This window comes from Cyclonatronum proteinivorum (assembly GCF_003353065.1).
Classification (GTDB): Bacteria; Bacteroidota; Rhodothermia; order Balneolales; family Cyclonatronaceae; genus Cyclonatronum; species Cyclonatronum proteinivorum.
In genome coordinates, this window is sequence record NZ_CP027806.1 from 2,682,735 (window position 1) to 2,695,709 (window position 12,975).

Below are 12,975 nucleotides of genomic sequence, written 5' to 3' on the forward strand. Positions count from 1 at the left end.
GTGGCATCGACCGCAGGGAGATGTCGGGGTGGTCCCTCCGCAGGGAAATGCCGAAACGGTCAACAGAGCGACCAAAAACTACTTCAGCCTCCCCTACAACCCCAACCTCAAAGAAAAAGCCCGGGAACTCCGAAAATCCGGAAACCTCTCAGAAGTCCTTTTCTGGAAACGGGTAAAAAACAAACAGTTCAAAGGCTATGATTTTGACCGTCAGAAAATCATAGGCAACTACATCGTAGATTTTTACTGCAGCAACTGTCAGGTCGTCATTGAAATTGACGGCAGCAGCCACAATGATAAGCAGGCATACGACGCAAAGCGGGATGCCTACCTCGAATCGCTGGGGCTGACGATTATTCGCATTCCGGTTCAGGATGTGATGAAGCGGCTGGATGCTGTGATGGAGATGCTTGGGGACCACCCGGCGCTGCGGGCACCCGTGCGGGGAATGGACCACCCCGTCCGCCAGGGGAGGGGAATGGATGAGGGTAGCCGGGTGAATTTGGTGGAGGCGGACCCGGTGAATTATGGGTTGCCGGGGGTGAAAGGGCAGCCTCGGGGCGATCGTAAGGGTGGGGTCGTTTGGCATACGCAGGGAAGCGGCAAGTCGCTTTCCATGGTGTTTTTTACCGGAAAAATCGTCCTGGCTTTGGATAATCCGACCATTGTGGTCATCACTGACCGGAATGATCTGGATGACCAGCTTTTTGACACCTTCGCTTCGTCCACGCAGCTTTTGCGGCAGGAGCCCAAGCAGGTTGAAAGCCGGATTGACCTTAAGGAAAAGCTGAAAGTCGCTTCCGGCGGGGTGATTTTCACGACCATCCAAAAATTCTCCCCTGATGAAGGCAATGTCTATGAGACGCTATCCGAGCGGGAAAATATCGTGGTAATTGCGGATGAAGCACACCGGACACAATACGGTTTCAGAGCCAAAACCATTGATGCCAAAAATGAAGACGGGGACGTGATCGGGAAGAAAATTGTGTACGGCTTTGCCAAGTACATGCGTGATGCGCTCCCGAACGCAACCTACATCGGCTTCACCGGAACCCCCATCGAAAGCACCGATGTGAACACCCCCGCTGTATTCGGTCACTACATTGACGTGTACGACATCGCACAAGCGGTTGAAGACGGCGCGACCGTTCGGATTTTTTATGAAAGCAGGTTAGCGAAAGTGAACCTGAGCGAGGAAGGCAAAAAGCTGGTAGAGGAATTGGATGAAGAACTCGACGACGGCGAGCTCACCGAAACCCAGAAAGCCAAAGCCAAATGGACGCAGCTCGAAGCCTTAATCGGCAGTGAAAACCGCATTAAAACCGTAGCGAAAGATATCATTCAGCATTTTGGTCAGCGGCAGGAAGTGTTCGAAGGCAAGGCCATGATTGTGGCCATGTCAAGAAGAATTGCCGCCGACCTGTATCACGAAATCATCCGCCTGAAACCGGAGTGGCATTCGGAAGATTTAGACAAGGGCGTTATTAAAGTCGTGATGACTTCAGCTTCATCCGACGGCTCCAAAATGGCCAAGCTTCACACCAATAAACAGCAAAGAAGAGTCCTTGCCGAACGGATGAAAGATCCCGCCGACGAACTGAAGCTCGTCATCGTACGGGACATGTGGCTTACCGGCTTTGATGCACCGAGCATGCACACGCTTTACATCGATAAACCGATGAAAGGCCACAACCTCATGCAGGCCATTGCAAGGGTCAACCGGGTGTACAAAGACAAGCCGGGCGGCCTTGTTGTTGACTATCTTGGGATTGCGTCTGACCTCAAAAAAGCACTTTCCTTCTACTCAGACGCAGGCGGCAAAGGCGACCCAACCATTGCACAAGAGCAGGCCGTTGCACTCATGCTGGAAAAACTCGAAGTCGTCTCCCAAATGTTCAGCGAATCCCCCACCTCCGCAGGGGTGTCCGCCTCCAGCGGCGGCCGGGGTGGTTTCCCCTACGAAGACTACTTCGAAGCCAATACCAGCCAAAAACTCTCCCTCATTCTCGCAGCCGAAGAGCACATTCTCGGACTCGATGACGGCAAGAAACGATACATCAACGAAGTCACTGCCCTTTCCAAAGCTTTTGCGATTGCCGTGCCGCACGAACAGGCCATGGATGTGAAAGATGAAGTTTCCTTCTTCCAGGCCGTCAAAGCGCGCCTGGTCAAGTTCGACAGCACGGGCTCCGGCAAAACCGATGAAGAGGTTGAGACCACCATCCGGCAGGTCATTGATCAGGCTTTGGTTTCGGAGCAGGTCATTGACGTGTTTGATGCCGCCGGTATCAAAAAGCCGGACATCTCCATTTTATCGGAAGAGTTTCTGATGGAACTCAAAGATATGGAGCACAAAAATGTGGCCCTGGAGGTGCTGAAAAAGTTACTCAACGATGAAATCAAAGCACGTTCAAAAAAGAACCTCGTCAAGAGCAAGTCCCTGAAAGAAATGCTGGAGAATGCGATCAAAAAATACCAAAATAAGATTCTGACCGCTGCTGAAGTGATGGACGAGCTCATCAAGCTGAGCAAGGAAATCGTAAACATGGACAGTGAAGCCCAACAGCTTGGCCTCACCGAGTTCGAATATGCTTTCTATGCGGCCGTAGCCAACAACGATTCAGCCAAACAGCTCATGCAGCAGGAGAAGCTGCGGGAACTCGCGGTCATTCTGACCGAAAGGGTCAGGCAAAATGCAACCATCGACTGGACGATCAAGGAAAGCGTAAGGGCTAAACTGAAAGTCATCATCAAACGAACATTAAGACAATACGGCTATCCGCCGGACATGCAAAAACTGGCAACAGAGACCGTTTTGAAACAGGCCGAAATGATCGCGAAGGAGTTAACGACAGACTAAGAAATACCAACCTACGGACGAATCAAAAAGCCCGCTGGCCCTGCCTGCTCTCACAGACGGAATAACCCGCCCATCATTATAAACCGGTACATCAAATCGTGCTGTGCTTCATCCCTTCATCCGAACGTAATACCGGCAATTTTTTGTGTACTACCCTCTGCTCATGGAATCTATAGCGGAAACAATGTGAAACGAACCGTTTCCATCCTCAAAAAAAGGCCGCTGCGAGGCTTTTTTAGGATGCCACTGCAGCGACCTTTTCGGAATTGTTTTGGAGCCCTGACCTACCGGAAACTCACATTAATCCCGGCCTGCCAGTTTCTGCCGGGGGATGGTTCGTAGAAGCGTCCGCCGAAACCATTGATGATGACCGAGCCGTTGTAACGCTCATCAAAAAGATTGTTGAGCTGAAAGAATGGTGTGACCCGCGTGCGCTCGCCAAGGGGAAGCGCGATCCAAGAGGCATTGAGGTTGAATACAGCGTAGGCGTCATTTTCCGCGGTGTTGATGCTGTTCACGTAGTAGCTGCCGCTGTATTCGCCTTCGAGGCGCATCATCAGCCCGCCCTGACGCACTTCTGCAAAGCCGCTCAGGCGGTGTCGCGGGATGCCCGGCAACTGATTTCCTTTGAGGCCTTCACCGGCCTGTTCGAGCGCATCACTGTCAAAAGTGAGATCGCTGAAGCTGTAGCCGGCCTGAAAGGTCAGCAGACGAACGGGCATCCATTCTGCGAAAATCTCGAAACCGTTGTGCCGGGTTGCGCCGACATTCCGGAAGTATCTGCGTTCGTTTTCGGCCTCAAACGGCTGAAGGACATCATCCACATACATGGTGAAAACCGCGGCATCGAGGGTGAGGTTAAAGCGGTCGAGACCTGCACGGGTGCCGAGTTCGAGGGCAATGGTTCGCTCGGGATTCAGGTCGGGGTTGAAGCCGCCGGTCATGTCCGGACGGTTGACAAGCTCGGTTGTTGTCGGGGTTTCGAAGCCGGTTGTGAAGTTAAGGTAGCTGAACCAGCTGCCGTACTGATAGCTGATACCGGCCATAGGACTCAGCGCACCGAAACTGCGGCTGCCGGAAGCGTCGTCTCCGTCCTGCATAAAGCGGTCGTTGTTCCGGAAGTCAAACCAGTCGGCCCGAAGTCCCGCTGTAAAGGCGAAATCACCAAAGGGGACCTTCACCCTTGAGAAAGCGGCAAGGCTGTACACATCTTCCTGCTGATCGAGCGTAAGCGGCCCCTGATCGCCGCCTTCGCGGGCTTCATTCACCCAGTTGCGGCGGCTGTCGCTTTGAATGGAAGCGTCAAAACCGACGCCAAAGCTGAAATCCTGATACTCCTGCTGCAGGGTTGAGCGGAGTCCGCCGGCAAGGCGATCGACCTGAATCCAGGCAAAGGCCAGCGGGTTTTGCAGCTTCCGGGCCAAACCCCAGGTTTGCACTTCGAGGTCGCCCTGATCGAGGAGAAGCCGGTAGCGGGCACCGAACTGACCGTGCCGCGTAATTTTGCGGGCATTTTGTGCCAGATTGTTAGGCGCAGCCAGATCGGGGGTATCAGATGCTTCGTCGGCCGTTAAGGCGCCGGGGTTATCGCTCACAGGAGATTCAAGCACGGCGGCAGTCAGGCGCAGCCTTGAACGCGCATCGAGGGTGATATCCGCGTGCCCCCCGAAGCGCCAGGCTTCGAAACGGCTGTGATCGCGGAAACCTTCCTGCCAGAGCCGCGAGCCGTAAATCATGTAGCGGTTACCGCCCGCTTCAAAACCGGCTTCGACATCCTGTTTGTTGTAGCCGAAGCTGCCCGCGGAAACCCGCGCCCGCACATGGGGCTCCGTTCCAAAGTTTGCGGTTGACATCAGCAATGCCCCCCCGCCCGCATTGCCCCAGAAAGAAGACACCGGTCCGCGCACCACTTCCACATCGCGAATGAATGCCGGATCAATAAGCGTCATAATGCTTTGTCCGTCGGGCATGGTGAGGGGAACACCATCCATCAGAATATGAATGCCGCGAACCCCAAAAGCTGCGCGCCAGCCCATCCCCCGGATGGATATGCGCTCACCTACGGCGAAATTATTGCGGTCATTTACCCAGAGACCGGGAATACCGCGGAGCGGTTCGGTAAGGACGAGACCGGGCGACGTAAGCCGGCGCTCTTCAGGTATGCGGATTGCGGTAACCGCAAACGGGGCTTCGGCTGAAGTCTCGGTAAGTCGGGCCGCTTCGATCCGCACATCTTCAAGCTCAACCCGAAGGGTATCGGACAGTGCTGTACCGGTCGATTTAGGGAGATCACCGGTTAAACCGGAAGCATGCACAAAGGCGGGAAGAGTTCCAAGTGTGAATAAAAGAATTAAAAGAGTCAGCCTGAAAGCCGGCTTCAGGGCGTCAGGCAAAACTTTGGGCAAGGGAATAGTAGTGGAATAACTCATGGATGTGAATAAGATAATATTACGGATGAATAGCGCTGAATACTTCATGCTGACCTAAATTGTTTAAAGCACAAAATACCCAATTCCGGAATTAAATAGTTCCGGCTTAAGCTGTTAGGGTTTTGAAAAATCAGAAAAGCGGTTTCATTAAGAAATATCAAATACCTGACTTAAATTCATATACCGGTATTCGTTTTTATTGATAAATACACGTATTAATAGTACATTAGGTAGATAAAATTTTATTCTGCCGGTAAGCACAATTACGAATTACCCGGCAGAGCAATACCAACCAACCCAAAAAAGAAACATATAAAGATGAGTAAAATAAAAGTAGGCATTAATGGTTTTGGACGAATCGGCCGTTTGGTAACCCGATTTCTTTTAAGCGACTTCAGCGACAAAATTGAACTGGTAGCTGTTAATGATTTAACCGACGCTAAAACCCTGGCTCACCTTTTCAAATACGACTCTGTTCACGGGAAATTCCCGGGTGAAGTAAAAGCCGAAGACGGCTATCTCGTAATTGACGGCAAAAAAATTGTAGTTAAAGCTGACCGTAACCCCGAGAACCTCGCATGGGGTGATTTAGGCATTACCACCGTTGTTGAAAGTACCGGGTTTTTTACCAGCAAAGAAGCTGCCGGCAAACACCTTACCGCAGGTGCCAAAAAAGTAGTTATTTCCGCACCCGCTAAAGGTGACGTAAAAACCGTAGTACTGGGCGTAAACGACAGCGAAATTGATACTTCCATCGATATTTACTCGAATGCAAGCTGTACCACCAACTGCCTTGCCCCTATGGTAAAAGTACTCGATGAAGCTTTCGGTGTTGAAAAAGGATTTATGACGACCATTCACGCCTACACCGGCGATCAGGGTACCGTTGATGCGCCGCACTCCGACCTTCGTCGTGCCCGTGCAGCTGCCGTTAACATCGTACCCACTACTACAGGTGCCGCTAAGGCCGTAGGTCTTGTGCTTCCGCACCTCAAAGGCAAACTCGATGGCGGCGCTGTTCGCGTTCCTGTTGCCAACGGTTCCATGACCGACTTCACCTGTGTTGTGAAAAAAGAGACAACCCTCAACGAAGTGCTTGCTGCCTTCAAAGCTGCCGCTAACGGCCCGCTTAAAGGTATTCTTGAGTACACCGATGAGCCCATTGTTTCTACGGATATCCTTGGAAACCCGCACTCTGTAATCTTTGATTCTGCCATCACCAAAGTTGACGGCACCCTTGTTAAAGTCGTTGGCTGGTACGATAACGAAGCCGGTTACTCTGCAAGAACCGCCGATCTTATCGCCAGACTCGGATAAAAAAGCCCGGTTACCGAAGCGTTTATCAGTTTAGGTAATCGTGTTGTTTATTACTTCAAAGGTCTTCTGCCCTGGCAGGAGACCTTTTTTTGTTAGCACGTTTTCATAGATACGCACTTGTACGTACCTATTTTATGGTAGCAACTTGTTCGCTTTTCCTTATTTTAATCCGGTTAACCGAATGCAATCAACGTGATTATTTGATTGGACTATAAGAACGGATTTTTTACGATTACCAATATTGAGGCATGTCTCCTGATTTTGAAATGCTGGTCATGAATGCACCAGTACCTTTTGTATGGCACAAAATAATTTATGATGACGCTGGTAAGGCGTCAGATATTGAATATTTACTGGTAAACAAGGCCTATGAAAAAGATACCGGCATTACAGCGGATGAAATAGTAGGAAAAAGACTTCTGGAAATGCTTCCCGGGGTGCGGGATGAAGAGTTTGACTGGATTGGATTTTACGCTGAGGTCGCAGAAACGGGCAGCAGTAATTCCACCCAACAGTTTGTGGCACCGCTCGGGAAATGGTACGACATCATGGCCTTTTCAAGTAAAAAAGGGTATTTCGCTATATTTCTGCGGGACATGAGTGCTGAAATTCAGGAAAAAACAAAGCGTCAGATTGATTCTGTCCGTCTGAAGCAGTGGGGAAGCTTAAATACCATTTATGAAGTCCATACGGACCTTGAAGGACGTTATCTGTATATCAACGAGCCCTTTCAGCAGGACTTTAACGTACCGTCTGAGAAATACCTGGGAAAGCTTTCAATGGACAGCATTCATCCGGGTGATCACCAAAAGACCTATCAGGCCATGGAGTCTCTTTTCCGGAGTCCTGACGAGGCGGTTACATTGGAACTCCGCAAACCCTTTCGAAACGGAAAAATAGTAAGCACCACATGGTCTTTCCATCTTATCAAGGATAGTCATGGCCGGCCCGAGAAAGTGGTTTGCCTTGGCCTGGACAATCACGAACTGAATGAACTCAGGGAGAAAGCAAGAAATCAGGATTTGGTGCTGAGGGAATTATTTGAAGTCCTCTTGGCCGGCTACTGGGACTGGAACCTCATAGACAACACCGAATATCTAAGCCCTGCCTTTAAAAAAATGTTCGGCTATGAAGACCATGAGCTCGAAAACCACCCCGATACCTGGCAAGCTCTTATTCTCCCGGAAGATCTTATCAGAGTTAAAGCTGAATTCGAAAAACATGTTGATTCAAAGGGGAAGGTTCCGTTTTCGCTCGAAGTCCGCTACCGTCACAAGGACGGCTCCATTGTTTGGGTCATTTGCGCGGGAAGGGTGATTCAATGGCAGGATGATGGCACCCCAATTCGAATGATAGGGTCTCATATCGATATCACACCCATCAAGCAGATGGAAGATGAACTCACCGAAAACAGGCAGCTTCTCGAATCAATTCTCAACACGCAGCGGGAAATGATTTGCCGGTACCTCCCCGACACAACCCTTACCTTTGTTAATGATGCATATTGTGATGCTTTTGGAATGACAAAGGAAGAATTGTTAGGGAAAAAGTTTATTGATTTTATTCCGGATGAAGACAAACCCAAAGCCCTCCAACATATTGCTTCTATCACCCCCGGCACACCGGTTGTTACCCAATCCCACAAAACAAGGCTGCCCGACGGTACGCTTGTCGTTCAGGAATGGAATGACACCGGAATTTTTGATGAAAACGGTAAGGCTGTAAGCTATCAGTCTTCGGGTATAGATGTTACGCAGCGGTTTGAAGCTTTTGAACAACTCAAAGAAAGCGACGACAAGTTTCAGGACATCATGATCAACCTGCCGCTTGTCGTCTGGCTGCGGGATGATCGGAATGAAAAAATCCTTTTTGTCAACAAAGCTTATGAAGACATCTGGGGCCGCTCCGTGCAAAGCCTGTACGAAAAACCCGCTTCATTTACAGAAGCGATTCATCCAAATGATTTGCCCCGCTTCGAAAAAGCTTTCCGGTCTTTCGAAAAAGGCGGCATTTTTGCCTGCGATTTTCGCATTTTTCGACCCGACAAATCCATACGCTGGGTTAGTACCAAGCAATACCCGGTTTACAATGAGCAAAATGAGATTGTCCGCTATACTGGCATGGCTGTTGATATTACCCCCGTAAAGGAAAACGAGCTGCGCGTTCGCAAACAAAACGAAACCTTACGGCAAATTGCCTGGGAGCAGTCACACATCGTGCGGCAGCCGGTTGCAAAGGTCCTCGGCCTTGTAAAACTTCTCAAAAACGAAACAGACCTGCCCGATGAGCAACGCAATCTGTTTTTTGATTACCTGATTCAAAGCACAACGGAACTTGATGAGATGATCAAAAAAATCGTCCAAAAATCCAATGAAGTCGAGTTTAAGGTCAGTAAACAGGAAAAAACCCGTAAGGAGTAAATGCTGATTGCAAATGGTACTTGCATCCAACAAACTTTCCGGGCTTACGCCCTCAAAAGGCCGGCTTTACGGTCCTGCCCGATTCAAAAGCATGCAGCGCGTTTACAATGCCATCCGCAAAAGGCTCCGCCGAAGGTTCGTGATAGCGAATCCAGAGTTCCGGTTCTAACAACTCCAGCTCCATAATGGCCCAGTTTCCTTCCCCGTCGCGCACCATATCGGCACGCCCGTAAACCGGTACGGGGGTTACCGCCGCCATAGCACGCTCTGCGAGCTCAATTTGCGCCGGCGAAGGCGTATAGGCTTCCACCGTGCCCCCCCAGTCATCCTGCACGCGGAAATCCCCTTTTGCCGCGCGCTTGCGGACCGCGTGAGTGTATGCGCCGTTCAGCACCATCAGCGTATCCTCGCCACTTTCTACAATAGACTGCATGAAAGGCTGCAGCATGAAAGCCTGTTTTTGAAGCACCGGAGCTATTTTTTGCGACACCGCAGCGGCATTTTCCGGGCTGACCCGATACGTATGCCAGGCGCCGCCCGAAATACAGGGCTTAACCACCGCTTTAGACCAGCCGTTTTCCTGCATTAAGCTTACCAGCTTGTCAGCCTGACTCCCCGCTTCCATGAATACGGAAGGCACGATATTCACACCTTTTGCGTCCAAATCCGCGAGATAGTGTTTGTCCATGTTCCAGCGAATCATCTCCGCCGGATTAATCAGCAGCGTTTCGTGCTTCACCCGATCCAGCCAGTCAGAAAACTCAGCTGAACGTTCGTAGTAGTCCCAGGTCGTGCGGAAAACGGCGCATCGGAATTGTCGCCAGTCCACATCCTTCCTTGCCCAGTCAATGCGTACAGCGGAGAGTCCGCGTTTCTGCAACGCTGCCTGCAAAAGGGCATCATCCCGCAGCATATTTCCAAGATACCAGTCGTCGGGAGCAGCTTCAGCAGCCTCGTATCGGTGCTCAGTCAGCAGCGCTACGTCCGCTAAAAAAGCGCCGGGTTTCTGTTCAGTCAAGTTTTTTGGTTTGGTTTGGTTTGGTTTTATCGATGGATGGGTTCACGGCCTGAACGGGGTATCGGGCAGATTAAAGCCTTCAGGGACGCGGCAGTTTAAGGCGCTGTCCGCGGGTTATGGTTTCATCGAGCTCCACCTGATTCATGATGGCGAAGCTTTCCGCGGTGAAACCGGGCGGCAGCTGATCCGGCAGAAAACTACTGAACGGGCCAACGCGGTCCGCCGAAACGACCTGCAGACGGGCAGGCTGAATATTCAGAATAGATTCATCCGTAAGCGTTTGGAAGCCACTCACAATTTGTGAAAAAGCCGACTGAAAGCCTTCATAGCGCTCAGCAGGCGCATAGTTGAGAAAGCGGTACACCTGCCCGTTGTGCTCAAGTCCCTGTACCATAAGCCGAAGCGCTGTGCCATCCTGCGTAGTCGCGGTTGCTATGGCCCGGTAACCGCGAATATTACCCACGTTTTGCGTACCGGAAGATTCAACGGTGATTCCCTCCTGATTGGTAAAGCGGTCAACCGCCGCACGTGCATTGGAAGCATCCTGTTCAATCGTAAAGATACTGATGGCTTGCTGATCGTTATCGAACATCACCACCTGTGTCGGCATATTCTGCACCGACCAGCCGGATGGTACCGGATACTGAAAGGCAAGTTCCGGATGAAAGTACATGGCATCCCTGACAAAGCCGTTGCGTGGGTTTTCGCCAATCGTCATGCCGTCGATCATCTCCATAAAACGACGCTCATTTCGGCGGGTTTGTTCAAAACCCTGATCGCGCCATTGCTGCGAAAGCGTGTGCATGCTCTGTTCCCGCTGACCCGGATCGGGGTGAGAAGACATAAAGTTCGGAATGCCGCCCCCGTGCTGCGCGCTGAGCCGCTGCAGAGAGCGGAAAAAAGCGGCGCCCTCGGAAGCATCGAATCCGGCACGGGCAGCGTATTCCACCCCAAGTCGATCGCTTTCCCGTTCATGATCTCGGCTGTGACTCAGAAAAAGCAGTTGCGCCGCTGTGCCACCGAGATTCATAATACTTTCCGCATCTACGCCGAAAATTTCCTGCCCGGCAAACGCGCCGCCAACCAGAACAAGCTGACCAATTTGCTGTTGCAGCATCCGCTGAGAAGCATGCCGGGCCGCAACGTGCCCGATTTCATGACCGATCACAACCGAAAGCTGCGCTTCATTATTCATGTGCGAAAGCAGCCCTCTTGTGAAGTACACAAAGCCCCCGGGAAGCGCAAAGGCGTTCACCACATCACTATCAAGCAGGCGGAAGGTAAATTCCGTGTTGCGGAACTGCGCGGAAGCCTCCGGTCGGCGCAGGTGACTTTCTGCCAGAATGAGTTCGGAAAGCTCAACGATATAGGCTTCAAGCTCCTCGTTCTCATAAATCCCAAACTCAGCAACAATATCCTGATCGGCTTCGCGGCCAATCTGAATTTCCTGTTCCCAGGTGAAGGCGAAAGCACGGGTTGTACCCGAAACCGGATTTTGTTCCAGCGCCACACAGCCGGTCTGCCAAAGCAGAAAAACAAGTAAAACCACAGAGAAAAGTCCGCGCATGGAAAAGCCTGTGCGGTGAATTGGGTATGTTGGAGCGCGCATAAATGTAATCTGTTGAAATAGGATGAAATTGAATAGCATGGACCAGTCTTGAAATATTAGCCGACAGCCAAATCAGATGGTCGCAAAGTGCTAAAATACAAATTATCGGTACCCCTCTGAAAGTCCGTCGGCTGTTCACCCCATTTCTTTTCAGAAATGAAGGTCGAAGGAACCAAAGCAATCACCAGCACTTAATCGTTTTTTCTGTTTTTTTGAAAGCTTAGCTGATCTGTTTAGGGAAAAGTGCAGGAAAGACTTACCAGTTGACCTTCTCAATCAGGTCACTTTTGCCCGTTTTAGCACAGCATTCAGCAGTGCGGGACTCAGGCGCTTGAGCCAAACTGTTGCAATCTCCGGACCTCCAATAAATATCTCGGCTTTCCGCTTTTCAAGTTTCGGAATCAGTTTGCGGCTGAAGGTTTCGGCGCTCATCGCCTTGCTCTGACCATCTCCCATGCGCGCATAGGTTTTTCCGTCGGCAGTAAGGGAATTCAGGGTGATACTCGTCTTTACAAAACCGGGACACACCAGGCTTACATCAACATCGTGCTCATACATCTCCTGTCGCAGGCAGTCGTACCAGCCCTGCAGCGCGTGTTTTGAAGCGGCATAGGTCGAACGGTATTTTGTCCCGATTTTCCCCATCACGCTACTGATGACAATCACATAGCCGGATTTACGGGCGATGAAATGCGGCAAAATGGCCTGTGTGAGCGCAATGGTGCCAAAGAAGTTGACTTCCATAATACGGCGGATCACGGGCATCTCTGCCTCCGCTGCAAGTGCGCGCTGACTCATCCCCCCATTATTGAGCAGCACATCGACCTCCCCCCAACATGCGATGGCTTCACTTGCTTTCCCGGTCAGACTATCTGTCTCGGATAAATCAAGCGGGATAATCCTGATATTTTCTTCCGGGCCTTCGCAGTTACGCTTCACCCGCTCAAGTTCGTCCGTACGTCGCGCTGAAAGAATAATCCGCGCCCCCATCCGGCTGAAATCATACGCCATCGCTTCCCCAATGCCCGATGAAGCGCCTGTGATCCAGACAACCGAATCCCGCAATGACTTACGCTTACCCTTCTGTTTCCCATTTCCGCCCTGTTCCATAAAGTTTCCGCATATTAAGTAAGTGTGTAGGGTGTTTTTTTAAAGTATTGATGTTCCGCATTCAGGACAAGCGGATTCATCGCTCCGTTGCGCTCATGTGAATGGAAGCCATGTCATGCCATTCAGCGGCTCTCAAAAGATTGTGCAATGCCAATAAACACAACGCAGTGCACTTTACTGTACTGTACTGTACTGTGAGGCAGACCCAAAGC

Annotated in this window: 7 protein-coding genes; 3 read left to right on the forward strand and 4 right to left on the reverse strand. The window is 50.9% G+C overall.

What is annotated here, in order from left to right; translation table 11 throughout:
• Nucleotides 1-28 precede the first annotated feature (28 nt).
• On the forward strand, nucleotides 29-2,860 hold the full coding sequence (locus CYPRO_RS16570) for an HsdR family type I site-specific deoxyribonuclease (RefSeq protein ID WP_408625764.1): 2,832 nt from the start codon (nucleotides 29-31) through the stop codon (nucleotides 2,858-2,860).
• 284 nt (nucleotides 2,861-3,144) lie between these two features.
• On the opposite strand, the gene CYPRO_RS10270 is transcribed toward CYPRO_RS16570, so the two are convergent.
• Nucleotides 3,145-5,289 carry a TonB-dependent receptor family protein gene (locus CYPRO_RS10270; protein ID WP_164682697.1) on the reverse strand — a complete coding sequence of 715 codons (2,145 nt, stop codon included), beginning with the start codon at nucleotides 5,287-5,289 and terminating at the stop codon, nucleotides 3,145-3,147.
• Between the two features lie 318 nt (nucleotides 5,290-5,607).
• Here CYPRO_RS10270 and gap point away from each other — a divergent pair, with 318 nt between their 5' ends.
• Nucleotides 5,608-6,606 (forward strand): type I glyceraldehyde-3-phosphate dehydrogenase, encoded by a 999-nt coding sequence (gap, locus tag CYPRO_RS10275; protein ID WP_114984528.1) that lies wholly within the window; start codon nucleotides 5,608-5,610, stop codon nucleotides 6,604-6,606.
• A 248-nt stretch (nucleotides 6,607-6,854) separates the two neighbouring features.
• Nucleotides 6,855-9,026 carry a PAS domain-containing protein gene (locus CYPRO_RS10280; RefSeq protein WP_114984529.1) on the forward strand — a complete coding sequence of 724 codons (2,172 nt, stop codon included), beginning with the start codon at nucleotides 6,855-6,857 and terminating at the stop codon, nucleotides 9,024-9,026.
• 52 nt (nucleotides 9,027-9,078) lie between these two features.
• On the opposite strand, the gene CYPRO_RS10285 is transcribed toward CYPRO_RS10280, so the two are convergent.
• The 3 genes from CYPRO_RS10285 to CYPRO_RS10295 form a co-directional block, all read right to left on the reverse strand.
• Entirely contained in the window at nucleotides 9,079-10,044 is a 966-nt protein-coding gene (locus CYPRO_RS10285; protein WP_240644730.1) for an ATP-grasp domain-containing protein, read from the reverse strand.
• A 79-nt stretch (nucleotides 10,045-10,123) separates the two neighbouring features.
• Nucleotides 10,124-11,653, reverse strand: a complete 1,530-nt coding sequence (locus CYPRO_RS10290) for a M48 family metalloprotease (protein WP_114984530.1) — start codon at nucleotides 11,651-11,653, stop codon at nucleotides 10,124-10,126.
• A gap of 276 nt (nucleotides 11,654-11,929) precedes the next feature.
• A complete protein-coding gene (locus CYPRO_RS10295) occupies nucleotides 11,930-12,763 on the reverse strand; it encodes an SDR family oxidoreductase (RefSeq protein WP_114984531.1) in 834 nt (277 codons plus the stop codon).
• Nucleotides 12,764-12,975 lie beyond the last annotated feature (212 nt).